Origin of the sequence: Nannocystis exedens, from assembly GCF_002343915.1 — a bacterium.
In the GTDB taxonomy this organism is placed as follows: Bacteria; Myxococcota_A; Polyangia; order Nannocystales; family Nannocystaceae; genus Nannocystis; species Nannocystis exedens.
This window is the reverse complement of the sequence record NZ_NETK01000001.1, coordinates 8,705,226-8,722,548: the sequence shown is the minus strand read 5'-3', so window position 1 is coordinate 8,722,548 and position 17,323 is coordinate 8,705,226. Positions and strand designations below refer to the sequence as shown.

The following is a 17,323-nucleotide window of genomic DNA, read 5'->3' as shown; positions in this document are numbered from 1 at the left end:
AACACGTCCCGGAAGACATGTCATTTTAGCCAGGATGATGGATGGAGGGGCCGGCACCGGCGCTCCTTGCCCTCACTTCATGAGGACATGTCGCCTTCGACATGCCGTTCCAGTCATGTCCTTATAAACATGCCTGATTCGCCATGCCCCTTAGAACACGCTACCCACCCGCGCGCCGCAGCACGAACAGCCGCGCCGCCGGGGACGCGGTCGGCCCCGGCAGCGTCGACGCCGCCTCGCGCTCGAGCGCGAACGCCGGGGCGAACAGCGCCGCGATCGCCTCGCGCGCGTACGGCGTCACCCCGGCGGCCGCCTCGGCCAGCGTCTTCACGATCAGCGCCCCGCCGGGCCGGATCAACCGGGCCATCGCCGCCGCGTGGCGCTCGGCCTCTGCGCCCGCCAGCAGGTGCAGGCACGCGCGGTCGACGGCCGCGTCGAAGCGGCCGCGCAGGCGCGTCTCGGTGATGTCGTCGCACAGCCAGATCGCCCGGCTCTCGGGCGCGCGGGCGCGGGCCTGCTCGAGCGCCGCCGCCGAGATGTCGGTAGCGACCACCGTGTGGCCGCGCGCCGCGATCGCGGTCGCCAGCGCCCCGAGCCCCGCCCCGACCTCGAGCACCGCCAGCCCCGACGCGCCCTCGTGCTCGAGCGCCGCCAGCAGGTCCGGATCGGCCTCCTCGCGCTGCCACGGCAGCTCGGCGGCCGCGTGCGTGCGATACAGCCGGTCCCAGCCCTCGGCCCCGCGCGGCGCCTGCGACAGGGTCGCGCTCGCGCGCTCGCGGACGATCGCCTCGAGCAGCTGCACCACCACCTCGGGCGGCGGCGCCCCGCCCAGCATCGGCGTGCGCGTCGCCGGCGGATCGGCGATCTCGAGCGCGCGGGCCGGGTGCGCCACGTGCAGCCCGTCCTCGACCAGCCGGGCCAGGTTGCGCTGCACCGCCGCCTCCGCGTACATCGCCGGGTTCATCGACGGCACCACCAGCACCGGCGCGCGCGTGGCCAGGGCGATCGCCGCCACCACCGACGCGTGGTCTCCGGCGGCCAGGCGCGCGATCGTCGTCGCCGCCGCCGGGCACACCAGCACCGCGTCGGCCCACTGCGCCAGCTCGATGTGCGGCACGCGGAGGACCTGGCTCTCCGGCCAGATCGCGCTCACCACCGGCGCGTGCGTCAGCGCCTCGAGCGCCTCGGCGCGGACGAACCGCAGCGCGCTGTCGGTGACCGCCGTGCGCACCTCGAAGCCGCGCGCCTGCAGCCGCTGGATCAGCGCCGGCGCGTGCATCGTCGCCGCCGCCCCGGTCAGCCCCAGCACCACCCGGGGCCCCGCGGCGCGCGTCGGCCTCGCGAGGCCCGCCGTCGGCGCCGCCTCGAGCGCGCGCGCCCGCAGCAACAGGCCGAGCAGCTCCCCGATCACCGCGGGTCGCTCGATCGGCGCGCCGGCCAGCGACTCGACGTGCGCCAGCACCTCGGCCCCCGTGTGCGGCGCCTCGAGGAACGCCAGCACCGCGCCCGCGAGGGCCGCCGAGTCGCCGGCGAGCGCGTGGCCGTCGCCCTCCGGGGACAGCACCACCATGCGCTCGCCGCATTCGTAGATTCGGACCACCGACGCGCGGCGGAGGTTCCATTCGGTCCAGCGCTCGGGGTCCGTCATCGTTCGTCCTGGTTCTGCTCGCAGCCCGACCGGGCCGCCCGGGATGCTATCATAGGATCAAGAGGCGGCACTGGCCGTCGATCCACGCGCACAATTGATGCACGCCGCAGACCGCCTCGTCGGTGATCTGCTCGCAGTCGACGATGCACTGCTCGAGCTCCGGCGGCCAGGCGCACAGCGGCGTCGCCTCGCAGGTCGGCTTGTCCTCGATCGCGCGGCAGTCGGGTACGCCGTCGGTGTCGGCGTCGGTCGTGACCGATGTCGCCGCCGTCGGGTCCATCGTCGTCCCGGTCGGCTCCGTGGCGGCCGTCGTCGTCCCGGTCGTCGTGCTCGTGCCTGTCGTCGGGCCGTCCTCGGACGTCCCGGTGGTCTCGGTCATCGTCGTCTTGTCGGTATTGCTGCAGGCCGGCGCCGCGGTCACCGAGGACACCGCGAGGATCGCCGGCACGTACAGTCTTCGTCCGATGTCGGGTCGCACGCCCGCAGCCTACCACGCCCCGTCGCGCGCGGATCGCGGGCGCTGCGGCCCCTGCCCCCCAGATCGACCGCGCTCGCTCGAGCTAAATTGCCCCCGAGCCCCTGGGGCCGCCCCGGTGTCTTCGCCCGAGTCGAAGAGGACATGGCTCCGAAGACATGTCCCCATCCACAGGTCCTTCACGACATGTCCACGAGCACCAACGTCCGCGCCGCCGAGGTCGTCCTGCCCTGCGCCGAGCTCGAGCCCACGCTCGCCTTCTTCCTCGACGCGCTGGGCTTCCGCCTCGACGCCATCGCCCCGGCCGACGCGCCGCGGACCGCCCTGCTGAGCGGCCACGGCCTGCGCCTGCGGCTGGAGCGGAGCGGCGGCGGCGCGCCGGGCCTCCTGCGGCTTCGCTGCGACGACCCTGCGCGCGTGGCCGGCGGCGCGACCGAGCTGGTCGCGCCGAACGGCACCCGCGTCGAGCTGGTGCCCGCCGAGCCGCCGCCCGGGCTGCCCCCGCTGGTGCCCGAGCTGGTGCTCACGCGCGCCGGGGACGACGCCCATCGCGGCGCCGGCCGGGCCGGCATGCGCTACCGCGACCTCATCCCCGGGCGCCTCGGCGGCCGCTTCATCGGCTCGCAGATCGGCATCGTCGCCGGCGGTCCGGTGCCCGACTACGTGCATTACCACATCGTCCGCTTCCAGCTGATTTACTGCCTGCGCGGGTGGGTGCGCGTCGTCTACGAGGATCAGGGCCCGCCGTTCGAGCTGCACCCCGGCGACTGCGTGCTGCAGCCGCCGCACATCCGTCACCGCGTGCTCGAGAGCTCGCCCGGGCTCGAGGTGCTCGAGGTCAGCAGCCCGGCCGAGCACGAGACCTTCGCCGACCACGCGCTCGCGCTGCCCACCGCCGAGCTGCGGCCCGAGCGTGACTTCGGCGGCCAGCGCTTCGTCCGTCACCAGGCCGCGAGCGCCCGCTGGGGCGATTGGCGGTTCCCCGGCTTCGCCGCGCGCGACACCGGCATCGCCGCCGCGACCGCCAAGATCGCCGACGTGCGCGTGGTCCGGCCGCACGGCGCCGACGCCACCCCCGTCGCCCAGCACGACGGCGAGCTGCTCCTGTGGTTCGTCCTCGCCGGCACCGTCACCTGGTCGGGCCCCACCGCCGAATCGCTGGCCGCCGGCGATTGCGTGGTCGTCCCGCCCGCCCTGCCGCACGCCCTCACCGCCTGCTCGCCCGACCTCGAGCTGCTCGAGGTGCGCCTGCCGGCCTGATCGGCGGTCCGCGCTCGTTCCGGGCGTCTGACGGCCTCGACCGTGAGCCGCCGCGGCCTGCGCCGGATCGCCCGCGCGCCGCCGCGGGCGCCGAGGCCCGCGAGCGACGCGGCCGCGGCTGGGCGATTCGCCGGTCGTCCGTACACTGATTGCATGCGCAACGACAACCCGAAGCTCGGCCCGCGCGAACCCGACGCCCCTTCCAACCTCGAGAAGGACCCCGACGATTGGGTCACCGGCGACGAGCGGATGACCGACGCCCAGGCGTCGTACCTGAAGACGCTGTGCGAGGAGGCCCACGAGGAGTTCGACCCGCACCTGACCAAGGCCGAGGCCTCGAAGCGGATCGACGCGCTGCAGCAGGTCACCGGCCGCGGCCGTCACGACGACGCCCCGCGCGAGCCGCCGAGGCCGCCCTCGCGCGGCCGCCCCGAGGAGGACTACAACCCCGACGACCTCGACGAATGAACCCGGGGCGAGCGCCTGAGCCCGCATGCGAGTTCGATCGCCACCCCTCACAATCGGGGCATGACCGCCGCCAAGAAGATCCGCGGGCCGCACGACCCGAAGAAGATCGACCTCAACCACGACTGGGAGCTCGACTACTGGACGCGCGAGCTCGGCGTCACCGAGCTCGAGCTGCGCGAGGCGATCCGCTCGGTCGGCACCAACGACACCGAGCGGGTCCGCAAGCACCTCATGGGCGCCAGGCCGGAGCAGATCATCACCCGCAGCGCGTGACGACCTGCCCCCTCGGACAGGCGCGCCGACCGTGATGATCGCCGGCGCGACGGCCGTCAGCGCGCCCCGGCGATCGACTCGCTGCAGTAGCGCAGCGCCTCCTGCAGCGAGCGCAGCGTGTGCAGGCGGCTGAGGTCGAGGCCGAGCTCGGCCATGGTCCGGGCGATCGGCGGGCGGATGCCGGTGATGACCGCCTGGGCGCCGAGCAGGCGCACGCTGTGGATGATGCGGATCAGGTGCTCGGCGGACGTCGGGTCGACCGTGTCGACGCCGGTGAGGTCGAGGATGGCGAAGCGCGCCCGCTTCTGCACGATCGCCTCGAGCAGCCCGTGCATGATGATCGCCGCCCGGTGCTCGTCGATCGACCCGACCAGCGGGACCGCCAGCGCGTCGTGCCCGACCTCGATGATCGGGCTCGACAGCCGCAGGATGGCCTCCTTCTGCTCCTGGATGATGCGCATCTGCGACCGCAGCAGCTCCTCGATGCGGCGCTGCTCGGTGATGTCGGAGGCGATGCAATAGGCGCCGGCGTTGTTGCCGTGGGCGTCGCGGCGCGGCAGCGTGGTCTGGCTGTAGAGCGAATCGCCGAACGCGAACTCGATGACCCGCGTCTCGCCGCGGAAGGCGGCGCTCATGGCGTCGGCGAGGTCGGGGATGGTGGCGCTGTAGGCCTCGAACACGTTGACGCCGACGTTCTGGCCCGGCTTGAGCCCGATCTGTTTCAGCAGGCCGCCCTCGGAGATCTCGCAGACCCCGCGGATGTCGACGGCGAACACGTTGGTCGGCACATTGTTGACGAGCTCGCGGAGCATCTGCGCCTGGCGCACCGTGGTCAGGTCGCGGGTGACGTCGATCGCCAGCATCGCGGCGCCGACGATCGCGCCGTCGGGCCCGCGCAGCGGGTAGAACGATAGCAGCCAGCACGCCTGCCCGTACATGCGCTCGACCCGCGAGCGCTCGCCCCGCAGGCTGCGGCGAAAGAGCTCGATCAGCTCGGCGTGCCCGGCGAACGCCGCCGTCAGCGGGGCGCCCACGGTCGCGGTCGCGGCGACCCCCATGGCTTCGAGCCCCCTGCCCTCGGTCAGCGTCAGCACCTCCCCGACGTCGATGCTGATCAGCGTCGTGCTCTCGGACTCGAGCAGCCCGGTCAGGACCTGAAACTTGAGAGCAGGATCTGCGGTCGCCATCGGGCGGCACTATATCGGAGGCGTCGCGCCGCCGCACCGGCCTCTACCGGGCGGAACGGCGCTCGGAGCCGGCGCAACGGCACGTGCGCGATCCCGGCGCCGTCGCCGATCGTGCCAGCACGAGACCGCGAGGACCCATTCCGGGCGGAACCGCGCCTCGCCGAATTCCGCCCGGGGTCTTCATCCGACGGCACTGCTCACGCCCGCGTCGCCGCTCCTCGTCAGGGGCACTCGTCGCCGTTCAGCGTGCCGTCGAGGTCGCGGTCGATGCCCACGCGGCGGCCCGAGCCCGGCGGTACGCAGGTGTAGGTGAGCTCCTGCTGGGACAGGGCGGCGCGGGCCCGCAACTGGCTGTCGGTGAGCGTCGGCTTGCCCTGCTCGTCCTGCAGGAACGCGGTGCCGTTCCACAGGTAACCGTGCCTCTTACCCGCGTAATAGCCGTGGGCCACGAGGTCGCACTCGCCTGCACTCGCGCGGGTCTTCAAGAGCGTGATGCGCGAGCTGACGGTCGTGGCGTTGGTGCTGGTCAAGGTGATCTGCTGACCGACGATGGGGGCCATGTTGGAGTCGAAGGCGAGCACGAACGCCTCGACCTGGCGGCGCTCGGTCGGGGTCTCGGACTCGAGCCCGCCGGGGTTGAAGACCGGGTCCTCGACGAAGCCGATCTGGCTGAGGAAGCCGAACACCGAGTCCATCGAGCCCTCGTGCGTGTAGCCGAAGCCGCGGATCTGGTCGCCGAGGAACGAGTCGTCCTCCTGGGGGTTGATCGACGCGTTGCGCGGCAGGCCGAACTTGCCGATCTTCGTATAGGCGTTGCGCAGGTGCGGGACCTTCATGGTCTGCACGAACTCGGTGCCGACGTACGAGCCGTCGGAGCCGAAGAAGCCGGGGCGGTCGACGCCGTACTGGGCGTTGCCCGCCGGGTCGAGCACGTGACAGAAGTTGCAGGTCATGCCGAGCGTGGCCGGCTTGTTCATGTAGAGGTCGCGGCCGGCCTGCTGGAAGGCGGTGAGCGAGTTGTCGAGGTTGCGCACGGGGTTCGGCGGGTAGGTCAGCTGCAGCGCGAAGTCGGTGAACTTCTGCATGTCGTCGGCGGGGAGCTCCTGCGTCCGGCCCATGACCTCGACGAAGGTCTTGTTGAACTGCTTGAACGCCATCACCTCGTCGAACGAACCCTGGTTCGGCTGCTCGTTGGGCGGGAAGTCCGGGCTGGTCTTGTCGCCGCGCCAGTGCATCGCGCCGTGGTTGGCCATGCCGCGCAGGCTCTGGGTCGTCATCGGCCCCTTCATCGGGTGGAAGTCGATCGGGGATTCGGGCAGGAAGATGGTCTTGAACGGCCCGGGGGCGACCGTGACGTCGCCGTCGGGGTTGCCGAGGTCCCACGCCAGGTGGTCGACGTCGCCGTACACGTGGCAGGTCGCGCACGCCGAGTCTCCGCGGCCCGAGGTGTAGGTCGCGTCATAAAGGAAGCGGCGGCCCTCGGTCACGCTCGCCGGCTCGGGGTTGTGCATCGGCAGGTGCTGAATTTCGTCGCCGTCGAAGGTGTCGAGGATCGAGACCGCGTTGTCGAAGCGGGTCATCACATACAGACGGTTGCGCGACTCGTCGAGCAGCACCGCCGTCGGTCCGCCGCCGCTGACCTGCAGCTGCTCGGCGGGGTCGGGCCAGAAGGCGCCGTTCTCGAGCGTCGCGGTGTCGATCACGCCGATCTTGTCGGACCCGAGCGCGGCGACGTAGAGGGTGTCGCCGTCGTCCGAGATCGCCATACCCTGCGGGAGCGCGAGGCTGAGCTCGGCGTCCTCGTTCGGCAGCGGCTGGAACGGCGCGTCGTAGTCGAGGTGCGGGTTCAGGTGGTGGCTCGTGACCGTGTGGCTCTGCGGGTCGAGGACGGTGATGTTGTTCTCGGCGAAGTGGCCGTTGACGTTGGTCTCGGCGAAGACGCCGGGCCCGGAGAAGCGGACCTCGTTGCGCGCGGAGGTGTTGGCGACGTAGATCTTCCCGCTGACCGGGTGGACGATCATGTTGTAGAGGATGGCGCCGACGCCGGTGTAGAAGCCCGTGGGGCCGGTGATCTGGGCCGGCGTGGTCGCGTTGGCGTCGATGACGAACACGTCCTTGTCGGGCAGGCTGAATTTGACGTTCGCGTCCCACTGGGTCCCGAGCTCGTCGACCCAGTGCTGGCCGTCGTACTTGACGATGAGCGGATTGTCGGGCGCCTCGACCCCGGCGTAGTTCTCGTTCGGGGGCGGGGTGTTGCCGGCGACCAGCACGGAGTCGATCGTGGTCGTGCGATTGCCGGAGAAGTGCGCGGCGGCGTACACCTTCGAGCCGTCGGGCGACGTCGCCAGCGCCCGGGGGGTGTCGGCGAACAGGGTGATGACCGTCATCGGCGTGCCGCCGAGCGTCGTGCCGAGGTTGGCCGCGTCGAACACCCAGACGTCCGCGCGCCCGACGCCCGGGGTCGTCAGTTGGGGGTCGAAGCCGATGTTCTGCCCGCGGTGCGCGGTGGTGATGAAGGCGCGGCTGTTCCCCGGACCGGCGAAGACGATGTCGCGCGGCTCGTCGCCGACCAGCAGGGTCCGCGTCACGCGATTGGCGGCCCCGGTGCCGACATAGACGACGCTGACACTGTCCGACACGTGATTGACGACCCACACCTCGGTGTTGCTGCGGGCCGCCACCGCGACCGGCTCGACGCCGACCGGGATCGACGTCCGGTGGTACAGGCCCCACCAGGTGACGTCGTAGACCTCGAGCCGGCCGTCCGGCGTGTTGACCGCGAATAACGTCTTCTTGTCGGGGGAGAGGGCAAGCGGACGGACCTGTCCGCTTTCGAACAGGGTGTACGAAGGGGGCGTCGCCTCCGCCGCCCCCGCCGTCCCCATCACCGCCGCGAGACCCACCGACCACGAAAATGCGCGCGCGCTTATCGAGAGCATCCCCCACCTCCAACTGGCGCCGATCAGAATTGTCAACGATCGTCCCCCCCCGGGTCCGACCTCGATTGTTGCGTGTCCGAAACGTCGGCGCCGGGCGCGGCGCCGTCGTATTAGTGTATGTTAGCAGGTCAAAGGATCCTAGGGCTACGATTAATTAATTAATTCGTGGCCGCCTCGCGCCGCTCCGAGTATCCCACCGCACCCGACCCACGCCTCGGGGTCTGAAGACCGCGCGCGAAGTCTGTATGTACAATCGCCACACCGAAGGGCGCCGCGTCCTCACAATTGAGAACCCGCCGAGCGAGGCTGCGGCGGGGCGTCGCGGGCGGGGCCCGAGCAGCGAACGGGCGTCAGGCCGGCGTCATCGCGATCGGCAGCGACTTGAAGCCGCGGACCATCATGCTCGGCAGCCACTCGAGCGGCGCGTCGCTCTCGAGCCGGAGCTCGGAGAACGTCCGCAACAGCGTTTGAATCGCAATACGCCCCTCGAGCCGCGACAGCGCCGCGCCCGGGCAAGTGTGGATACCAGAACTGAAGGACAGATGACGCGTGTCTCGGCGCTCGATGTCGAACCGGTCGGGCTCGGGGAATCGATGACCGTCGCGGTTCGCGGAGCAGAGGACGCTCAGTACATAGTCGCCCGCGGGGATCTTGCCGCCCGGGAGGTCGGTGATGTCCACGACCGCGCGACGGAAGGTCCCGAACGTCGGGCTGTCGTAGCGCATCATCTCCTCGAGCGCGCCGTCGATGAGGCGCGGCTCCTCGCGCAGCCGCTGCGCCTGGTCGGGGTGGCGCACGAGGGTGTTCACCGCGTTGGCCACCATATATAGTGTAGTCTCCTGGCTGGCCAGGAACAGGGTCACGCACATCGCCACGAGCTCGGTGTCGGTCATCCCGACGCCGTCGACGCGGGCCTCGACCAACTTGCTCAGCAGGTCCTCGGTCGAGCGGCTGCGCCGCGCGGCGATGTGCGCGTTGAAGTATTCGTAGTAGCTCATCACGCCGCGGTACGCCGACTCGACGCTCTCGGCGGTGGCGATGCCGGCCCCGAACAGCGACATGACGATCAGCGCGTCCTCCCGCAGCCGCTCGCCGTCCTCGCGGGGGACGCCCATCAGCTCGCTGAACACGATCATCGGCAGCTGCGCCGCGAAGTCGGCCACCACGTCCATGCGCCCGCGCGGGCGCACCGCGGCCAGCAGCTCGTCGACCGCCTGCTGGATCCGCGGCCGCAGCCGCTCGACCGCCTGCACCGTGAACGCCTTGGCGATCAGCGCCCGCAGCCGCGTGTGGTCCGGCGGGTCCATGAACGCGACCCAGCTCGAGACGAAGTGGTTGAACACCTCGAGCTTGTCGCGCACGCTCTCGGGCGCGCCGAGGCCGTACTGCTCGACCTTCGAGTTGGAGAACTCCGACTTGCTGTCGCGGAGCACCCGCTGGACGTCGGCGTAGCGGGTCAGCACCCAGCTCTTGAGCACGGGGTGCCAGAACACCGGGTCCTCCTCGCGCATGCGCCGGAGCGTCGGGTACGGGTCGGCGAAGAAGGCTGGGCTGAGGATGTCGTACTTGACTGCAGGCGCGGTCGGCTGGAGGGACATCGACGAGGGCTCCGGGATCGTCCTGGCGACGGAACGGCCCGGCCCGCCGCCGACGGCAAGATGCTTGAGCATACATCGCCGCGCGACGGCCGAGAACCGAAACGCGGGGCCCTTCTGCGAGTGCCGCGGTGCCTGACGCTGGCACACGATCGTTCGCGGACGTCGTGCGGATGGTGCAACGCGCGGTTTCGTGCCGACCGCGCGCCAGAGCCCGCGGACGAATGTTCGGGGCTCCAGCGGCGCGTCATCGCCGCCAGGGCGAAGGCCGACCTCGCCTGCGGGCGTGGCCCCTGCGCGCCGCGCGAATGCAGGGGTGACGACGCGAGACGCAGCGGCGCCGTGAGACAGTATGATACGCCTGTTCGGCTCAGCGACGCTCGACATGGACGGCTCTCCACGGTTCTCGCTCAAGCAACGGCTCCACGAGGGGCAGAACTCGATCATCTTCCGCGGCGTCCGCGAAGACGACGAGCAGACCCCCGTCGTGATCAAGGTGCTGAAGGGCGAGTTCCCGAGCCCCCGCGCATTGAGACAGCTGCGCCGCGAGTACGTCACCCTGCGCGAGCTCGACGTGCCCGGCGTGGTCCGGGTCTACTCGCTCGAGAGCTACGGCAACGGCCTCGCGCTGGTGATGGAGGACGACGGCGGCGTCCCGCTCAGCGACGTGATCCACGGCGAGGCGCTGCCGCTGCGGCGCGCGCTCGAGCTCGGGCTGGCGCTGGCCGACACGCTGGCCCGCCTGCACGAGCGGGCCATCATCCACAAGGACATCAAGCCGCACAACATCCTCGTCAATGCGACGACCGGCAGCGTCAAGCTGATCGACTTCGGCATCGCCACCAACCTGGCCCATGAGACAGCGCAGGTGTCGAGCCCCGAGGCGCTCGAGGGCACGCTGATGTACATGTCGCCCGAGCAGAGCGGGCGCGTCAACCGGGTCGTCGACCAGCGCACCGACCTCTACTCGCTCGGCGTCACGCTCTACGAGATGCTGACGGGCTCGGTGCCGTTCAACGCCAACGACGCGATGGAGCTGGTCCACAGCCACATCGCCCGCACGCCGGTGCCGCCGTGGGTGCGCACGCCGACGATCCCCCGCGTGGTCTCCGACATCGTCATGAAGCTCCTCGCCAAGGGGCCGGAGGACCGCTACCAGCACGCGCTCGGCCTGTCGGCCGACCTGGCCCGCTGCCTCGCGCAGCTCGACGAGGCCGGCGAGATCGAGCCGTTCGAGCTCGGCCAGCGCGACCGCGCCGACGTGCTGCGCATCCCGCAGAAGCTCTACGGCCGCGAGGCCGACATCCGCGCGCTGACCGAGGCGTTCGCCCGCGTGCAGGACGGCCGCCCCGAGCTGCTGCTGGTCGCCGGCGGCGCGGGCGTCGGCAAGTCGATGCTGGCGCACGAGGTCCACCGCGTGATCGCCCGCAGCGGCGGCCGCTTCGTCACCGGCAAGTTCGACCTGGTCCAGCGCAACATCCCGTTCAGCGCGCTCGCGTCGGCGCTGTCCGAGCTGGTCCGCCAGCTCCTCACCGAGTCGTCGCGCACGCTGGCAGAGTGGCGCACCCGCATCCAGCTGGCCGTCGGCGCCAGCGGTCAGCTGGTCGTCGACCTCGTGCCCGAGCTCGAGCGCATCATCGGCAAGCAGCCGCCGCTGCCGCCGCTGCGCCCGACCGAGTCGCAGAACCGCTTCGGCCTGGTCATGCAGAACTTCGTGCGCGCCCTGTGCCCGCGCACGTCGCCGCTGGTGATCTTCCTCGACGACCTGCAGTGGGCCGACGCCGGCACGCTGTCGCTCCTGCGCCTCGTCCTCACCGACCCCGACGGCGGCCACCTGCTGCTCGTCGGCGCCTACCGCGACGGCGAGGTCGACCTCGGCCACCCGCTGCGCGCCGCCGTCACCCAGCTGCGCAAGGACGGCGTGGCCCTCACCGAGCTCACCCTCGGCCCGCTCGACCGCGCCAGCGTGCGCGCGCTGCTGGCCGACACGCTGACCCGCGAGCGGCCCGGCGTGCCGCCCCCGCGCGAGGAGGTCGAACGGCTCGAGGGCCTCGCCGCCCTGGTGTTCGACAAGACCCACGGCAACCCGTTCTTCCTGACGCAGTTCTTGACGACGCTGCACCGCAACGGGCTCGTCCGCTTCGACGCCGCCGCCGCCGGGTGGACCTGGGACCCCGACGCCGTCGCCGCCGCGCCGATCACCGAGAACGTCGCCGAGCTGATGTCCGAGCGGCTGCGCGAGTTCCCGCCCGCCACCCAGCGCCTGCTCGCCGTCGCCGCCTGCGTCGGCCACGAGTTCGACGTCGTCACCCTGGCGCGGATCGCCGAACGCACCCCGGGCCGCGTCGCCGCCGAGCTGTGGCCGGCGCTGCAGGCCGGCCTGGTCGTGCCGCTCGACTCCAACTACCGCCTGCTCGAGGCGTTCGACGACGGCGCGGCCGAGGCGAATGAGACAGTGGAGCTGGTGGTCGCCTGCCGGTTCCTCCACGACCGCGTGCAGCAGGCCGCGCTGTCGCTCAGCACGGCGGAGGCGCTGCACGAGGCCCACCTGCGGATCGGTCGCAGCCTGCAGGCCGCCCACGTCGGCGAGCTGCGCGGCGACGCGCTGTTCGACGTGGTCCGCCACCTCAACGCCGGCGCGCCCCGCCTCACCGACCCCGGCGAGCGCCTGCAGCTGGCCCGCGCCAACCTCGAGGCCGCGCGGGCGGCCAAGCGCGCCACCGCCTACGCCGCCGGCGCCTCGTTCGCCGCCGCCGGCGTCGCCGTGCTGCCCGACGACGCCTGGGACTCGCAGTACGCGCTGACCCTCGGGCTCCACCGCGAGCAGGCCGAGTGCGACTACATGTGCGGCCGCGTCGACCGGGCCGACGCCGAGCTCGAAGACCTGATCCGCCGCGCCCGCTCGCCGCTCGAGCAGGCCGACCTGTACGCCCTGCGCGTCATGCTGCTGTCGTCGCAGGGCCGCTTCACCGAGGGCCTGGCGGCCAGCCGCGTCGGCCTCGCGCAATTCGGCGAGCTCTTGCCCGAGACGCCGGAGGCGACGATGGCGACCTTCGGCGCGGTCTACGGCGAGATCGAGGCCAGCCTGGCCGGCCGCACCGTCGAGTCGCTCGCCGACGCGCCGGCGATGCGCGACCCGGCCCACGGCGCGGTGCTCCGCCTGCTCAACGAGGCGTTCGGCGCCGGCTTCGTGGTCGACGCCCGCCTCGGCTCGGTCGTGATCCTCAAGCACGTCCTGCTGTCGCTCACCCAAGGCCCGAGCGAGCTGTCGGCCTTCGGCTACGCGACCTACGGCTACCTGCTGGCCGGCCCGCTCGGCCGCCCCGCCGACGCCCTGCGCTACGGCCGGCTCGCGCTGCAATTGCTCGAGCGCTTCACCTCGACCGAGGTCGCCAGCCGCGTCCACTTCATGGTCGGCTTCTACACCGGCCACACCCGCCCGCTGCGCGACAGCCTGCACCACCTGAACCAGGCCCGCGTGCTCGGCCTCGAGACCGGCGACTTCATGTACGCCTCGCAGGGCGCCGTGTTCCACGCGCTGGCCAACCTGCGCCGCGGCGAGGACCTGTCGGCGGTCCGCGAGGAGATCGAGCAAGGCCGGGCGCTGATGGTGCGCACGCGCGACGCGATGTCGACCGCGCAGATGGTGCTGCTCGGCGAGGTCGTCGACGCGCTGCAGCACGAGCGGTGGTTCGGCGGCCCGCTGTTCGGCGACAACCAGGCCGAGGCGGACTGGCTGCGGACCGTCGACGCCACCGGCCTCGTGATCGTGCGCTTCCTGCACCACGTCAACAAGCTGCTGGCGGCGACGCTGTTCGAGGCGTACCCCGAGGCGCTGGCGCTGAGCGCCGCGGCCCAGCCGCTGATGGCCGTCGCCGTCGGCGGCCCGTACACCGCCGACCTGCCGTTTTACAGCGCGCTGGCGCTGGCGGCCAGCCACGCCGCCGCCACCGACGAGGCCGAGCGCGCGTCGCTGATGGCCCAATTGCTCGAGCACCGCGCCGTCACCGCCCAGTGGGCCCAGCTGTGCCCCGAGAACGAGCAGCACCGCCTGCACATCATCGACGCCGAGATCGCGCGGATCCGCGGCCAGGACCTGGTCGCGCTCGACGAGTACGACCGCGCGATCGAGTGGGCCCGCCGCAGCCAGTTCATCCACCACGAGGCGATCGCCAACGAGCTGTGCGGCCGCTTCCACCAGGCCCGCGGCCGCGCCCAGATCGCCCGCGTCTACCTCGGCCAGGCCCGCTACGGCTACGAGCGCTGGGGCGCGCTCGCCAAGGTGCGCGCGCTCGACGTCAAGTACCCGCACCTGGCCGCCCGCGCCGAGAGCGTCGGCGCGACGATCACCGCCAACAGCAGCCGCGCGCTCATCACCAGCTCGCTGTCCACCACCGGCAACCAGGGCCTCGACCTCACGAGCGTGATCAAGGCCGCGCAGGCGCTGACCGCCGAGATCGCGGTCGAGCCGCTGCTCGAGAAGATCATCCAGATCATGATCGAGAACGCCGGCGCCCGCCGCGGCGTGCTCCTGCTCGAGCTCGACGGCCAGCTCAGCGTGGTCGCCGAGTCGTCGGTCGACACCGGCTCGTACACGCTGAAGCAGCCGCTGCCGCTGTCCGAGGCCGCCTCGGTGCCGGTGTCGATCGTCAACTACGTCGTCCACACCACCGACAGCGTGGTCCTCGAGGACGCGGCCCGCGCCGGCCCGTTCACCACCGACACCTACGTGGCCCGCAGCGGGATGCGCTCGATCCTCTGCACGCCGCTGGTCCACCAGACCAAGCTCACCGGCGTCCTCTACCTCGAGAACGAGCTGATCCCCTCGGTGTTCCCCGAGGCGCGCCTGCACACGCTCAAGCTCATCGCCTCGCAGGCGGCGATCTCGATCGAGAACGCCAACCTGTACGCCAACATGGAGCGGCTGGTGCAGAAGCGCACCGACGAGCTGCACCGCGTCAATCAATCGCTGACCGCCAGCAACGCCGAGCTCGACGCGTTCGCCCGCACCGTCGCCCACGACCTCAAGAACCCGCTCGGCGCGATGGTCGGCTACTCCGAGTACCTGCTCGAGCACATCGACGAGGTCGACCTCGAGGAGGTCGAGCGCGTGGTCGAGAACATCCGCCGCGCCTCGCACACCGCGACCAACATCATCGACGAGCTGCTGCTGCTGGCCGGCGTGCGCAAGCAGCAGGTCCAGTCGGCCCGCCTCGACATGGCGGCGATCATGCGCCAGGTCGAGCAGCGCATGGCCTACATGCTGCGCGAGTACGGCGGCGAGATCGCGGCGCCGGAGACGTGGCCGGCCGCGATCGGCTACGCCCCGTGGATCGAGGAGGCGTGGACGAACTACATCAGCAACGGCCTGAAGTACGGCGGCTCGCCGCCGCGCCTGCAGCTCGGCGCCGACGTGCAGGACGGCAAGGTCCGCTTCTGGGTCCGCGACAACGGCCGGGGCATCGACCAGGCGGCGCAGGAGAAGCTGTTCGCCGAGTTCTCCCGCCTCGACAACGTCCGCGCCGAAGGCCACGGCCTCGGCCTGTCGATCGTGCGCCGGATCATCGAGCGCCTCGGCGGCAGCGTCGGCGTCGAGAGCGAGCTCGGCGCCGGGAGCCTGTTCTTCTTCACGCTGCCGACCGCGTGAGCGGGGGCCCCCGGTCGCGGCCCGATCGGCGATGTGGTTTCATGCGGGAGCGCAAGTCCGAGGCACGACGCGGAGCATCGTCATGACCCACGAGAGCCCTGGCAGCGAGGTCGCCGCGCTGCAAGCACGCCTGGCCCGGCAGCTCGAGCAGAACGGCCTGCGGCTGGTGAGCACCTCCGGCGAGGTCGAGCTGGTGCGGCTGGAAGAGGCGGACGCGCCGCGGCAATTCCGGCTGATCGAGGAGAACCGCCAGCACCTGCGCGAGTGGCTCGGCTGGCTCGACGTCACGATCCAGGCCGAGAACCTGCGCGAGTTCATCGCCGACGCGCGCAGCCGGACCCGCGACGAAGGCGCGATCGAGTGGGCGATCCGCCATCGAGGCGAGCCGGTCGGGGTGATGAGCTTCCACGAGATCGCGTGGCCCGAGCGCCTGGCGTCGATCGGCTACTGGCTGGCAAAGCCGGCGACGGGCCGCGGCCTGGCGACGACGGCGCTGCGCACGGTGGTCGAGTTCGCGTTCGACACGCTGGGGCTGAAGACGCTGCGGGCCCGGATCGCGCCGGGCAACGTCCGCAGCGCGGCGGTGGTGCGCCGGCTGGGCTTCCGCGTGGTCGGCGTCATCGATCCGGGGGAAGAGCTGTACGGGCGCACGGTGGCCCACGAGGTGTTCGAGCTCGAGAATCCTGCGGGCTGAGCTTTTGGTCATGTCCTGTGGGGCATGCTGTTGTCGGCGCGGAGGTCTGGCTACAGTCGCGGTGGCTTGCGTCTCGGGCGCGCGGGGGGCCTGGCCTGGTGCTTCGCGAATTGCCGACTGCGCCTCGCTCGGGGTCCGGGGAAGGGCCGGCCCGCCGTCGTGGGCTTCGATGTGAGGATGTCCTGAAGGACAGATCATGAGCGGCAGTTCGACGGCCAGGGCTGGCCGCCGAACAACCGCCACTTCGCATCCTTTACGGCGTGTCATTCCCGGGCCGCGAGGTGCGTCCGCGACGGGCCGCGAGGTGCGTCCCGCGGGGATGCTGAACGGCATGCCGCGGCGGATCAGGCCGGCGAGGCGGCAGGCCGATCGGCATGCGTGCGCCGGCGTCAGCGTCAGCGGCCCCGGACGGCGTAGAGGAAGCGGGCGTAGCCGATTTCCGCGGCGTTCTTCATCAGCTCGATGTTGGCCCACGCGACCACCTCGGCGAACGGGCGGTCTTGAAACGGCCAGCGGGTCCGCTGCGGCGAGCGCAGGTCGTCGTCGTCGAGCGCGTCGATGGCGGCGCGCCAGCTGCCGTGGAGGCGCTCCAGCCACTCGCGCACGCCCTCGGCGTCCCCGGGCCATCGCACGTGTTCGCGCGCGAGGGTGCCGGCGCCGAACGAGTGGTCGAGCGCCATGGACCACCAGAACCCGATGTGCCAGGTCAGCCAGCCGATGCTCGGCGGGCCGATGTCATAGCCCTCGTGCTCGGGCCAGTCCGCGCTCCAGCGGCCGTCGGCGTCGCGGTGGACGTGCAGCCCCACGTGCGCCGGGCGCCACAGGCACTCCTCGGTGGCGAGCCCGTCGAGGTGGTACTGCGTCAGCATCCACGCGGTGTCGAGCTGCCGCAGCAGATAGTCGCGCGCCTCGGTGGTCATCGCCGGGATCTTCGAGAAGCGCGCGGCGGATTTCAAGGTCGTCGCCAAATCTGTCTCGAAAGACAGGCTTCCCCTCACCGGCGACCCCGAGCACGTGAGAAACCCGTCGCCGGCCCGACCTGCACCCCCGGCTCGCGCCGTCCGCCCGCGCGCGAGGCGACATCGGAGGTCCGACCAGCCACCGCCCGACCGTCAGGCGCCCGCGCCTCATGGCCCT

Annotated in this window: 10 protein-coding genes and 1 pseudogene; 5 read left to right on the top strand and 6 right to left on the bottom strand. The window is 71.6% G+C overall.

The genetic code is table 11. From position 1 onward, the window contains the following. Positions 1 to 160: 160 nt before the first annotated feature. A complete protein-coding gene (locus NAEX_RS34190) occupies positions 161 to 1,648 on the bottom strand; it encodes a flavoprotein (RefSeq protein WP_096331674.1) in 1,488 nt (495 codons plus the stop codon). Between the two features lie 49 nt (positions 1,649 to 1,697). Continuing rightward, positions 1,698 to 2,126, bottom strand: a complete 429-nt coding sequence (locus NAEX_RS34185; RefSeq protein WP_143141037.1) for a hypothetical protein — start codon at positions 2,124 to 2,126, stop codon at positions 1,698 to 1,700. Positions 2,127 to 2,309: 183 nt separating this feature from the next. Between NAEX_RS34185 and NAEX_RS34180 the strand changes: the two genes are divergently transcribed. The 3 genes and pseudogenes from NAEX_RS34180 to NAEX_RS34170 all read left to right on the top strand — a co-directional run bounded on the left by NAEX_RS34180 (position 2,310) and on the right by NAEX_RS34170 (position 4,124). Next, positions 2,310 to 3,383 (top strand): cupin domain-containing protein, encoded by a 1,074-nt coding sequence (locus tag NAEX_RS34180; RefSeq protein ID WP_096331672.1) that lies wholly within the window; start codon positions 2,310 to 2,312, stop codon positions 3,381 to 3,383. A 153-nt stretch (positions 3,384 to 3,536) separates the two neighbouring features. Further along, a pseudogene (locus NAEX_RS34175) lies at positions 3,537 to 3,764 on the top strand (DUF3072 domain-containing protein); the annotation flags it as partial. Positions 3,765 to 3,911: 147 nt separating this feature from the next. Continuing rightward, on the top strand, positions 3,912 to 4,124 hold the full coding sequence (locus NAEX_RS34170; protein ID WP_096331670.1) for a DUF3606 domain-containing protein: 213 nt from the start codon (positions 3,912 to 3,914) through the stop codon (positions 4,122 to 4,124). 56 nt (positions 4,125 to 4,180) lie between these two features. Here NAEX_RS34170 and NAEX_RS34165 read toward each other — a convergent pair whose 3' ends face one another. The 3 genes from NAEX_RS34165 to NAEX_RS34155 form a co-directional block, all read right to left on the bottom strand. Continuing rightward, the gene (locus NAEX_RS34165; protein ID WP_096331669.1) at positions 4,181 to 5,311 is read right to left on the bottom strand and encodes an STAS domain-containing protein; all 1,131 of its coding nucleotides are present in this window, start codon (positions 5,309 to 5,311) and stop codon (positions 4,181 to 4,183) included. A gap of 221 nt (positions 5,312 to 5,532) precedes the next feature. Then, the gene (locus NAEX_RS34160; protein WP_245913857.1) at positions 5,533 to 8,250 is read right to left on the bottom strand and encodes a YncE family protein; all 2,718 of its coding nucleotides are present in this window, start codon (positions 8,248 to 8,250) and stop codon (positions 5,533 to 5,535) included. A 350-nt stretch (positions 8,251 to 8,600) separates the two neighbouring features. After that, positions 8,601 to 9,848 carry a cytochrome P450 gene (locus tag NAEX_RS34155; RefSeq protein ID WP_170136228.1) on the bottom strand — a complete coding sequence of 416 codons (1,248 nt, stop codon included), beginning with the start codon at positions 9,846 to 9,848 and terminating at the stop codon, positions 8,601 to 8,603. Positions 9,849 to 10,230: 382 nt separating this feature from the next. Here NAEX_RS34155 and NAEX_RS34150 point away from each other — a divergent pair, with 382 nt between their 5' ends. Next, positions 10,231 to 15,492 (top strand): ATP-binding sensor histidine kinase, encoded by a 5,262-nt coding sequence (locus NAEX_RS34150; RefSeq protein ID WP_170136227.1) that lies wholly within the window; start codon positions 10,231 to 10,233, stop codon positions 15,490 to 15,492. A gap of 82 nt (positions 15,493 to 15,574) precedes the next feature. Next, positions 15,575 to 16,186: a GNAT family N-acetyltransferase gene (locus NAEX_RS34145; protein WP_170136226.1), complete on the top strand. Its 612-nt coding sequence runs from the start codon at positions 15,575 to 15,577 to the stop codon at positions 16,184 to 16,186. Positions 16,187 to 16,581: 395 nt separating this feature from the next. Here NAEX_RS34145 and NAEX_RS34140 read toward each other — a convergent pair whose 3' ends face one another. After that, the gene (locus NAEX_RS34140) at positions 16,582 to 17,106 is read right to left on the bottom strand and encodes a DinB family protein (protein WP_096333814.1); all 525 of its coding nucleotides are present in this window, start codon (positions 17,104 to 17,106) and stop codon (positions 16,582 to 16,584) included. Positions 17,107 to 17,323: the final 217 nt, after the last annotated feature.

Excerpts from the sequence above, each read along its gene's own strand:
- NAEX_RS34180 (WP_096331672.1), top strand. The coding sequence starts at position 2,310 with ATGTCCACGAGCACCAACGTCCGCGCCGCCGAGGTCGTCCTGCCCTGC.
- NAEX_RS34190 (WP_096331674.1), bottom strand. The coding sequence starts at position 1,648 with ATGACGGACCCCGAGCGCTGGACCGAATGGAACCTCCGCCGCGCGTCG.
- NAEX_RS34160 (WP_245913857.1), bottom strand. The coding sequence starts at position 8,250 with ATGCTCTCGATAAGCGCGCGCGCATTTTCGTGGTCGGTGGGTCTCGCG.
- NAEX_RS34150 (WP_170136227.1), top strand. The coding sequence starts at position 10,231 with ATGGACGGCTCTCCACGGTTCTCGCTCAAGCAACGGCTCCACGAGGGG.
- NAEX_RS34165 (WP_096331669.1), bottom strand. The coding sequence starts at position 5,311 with ATGGCGACCGCAGATCCTGCTCTCAAGTTTCAGGTCCTGACCGGGCTG.
- NAEX_RS34155 (WP_170136228.1), bottom strand. The coding sequence starts at position 9,848 with ATGTCCCTCCAGCCGACCGCGCCTGCAGTCAAGTACGACATCCTCAGC.
- NAEX_RS34140 (WP_096333814.1), bottom strand. The coding sequence starts at position 17,106 with ATGACCACCGAGGCGCGCGACTATCTGCTGCGGCAGCTCGACACCGCG.
- NAEX_RS34145 (WP_170136226.1), top strand. The coding sequence starts at position 15,575 with ATGACCCACGAGAGCCCTGGCAGCGAGGTCGCCGCGCTGCAAGCACGC.
- NAEX_RS34170 (WP_096331670.1), top strand. The coding sequence starts at position 3,912 with ATGACCGCCGCCAAGAAGATCCGCGGGCCGCACGACCCGAAGAAGATC.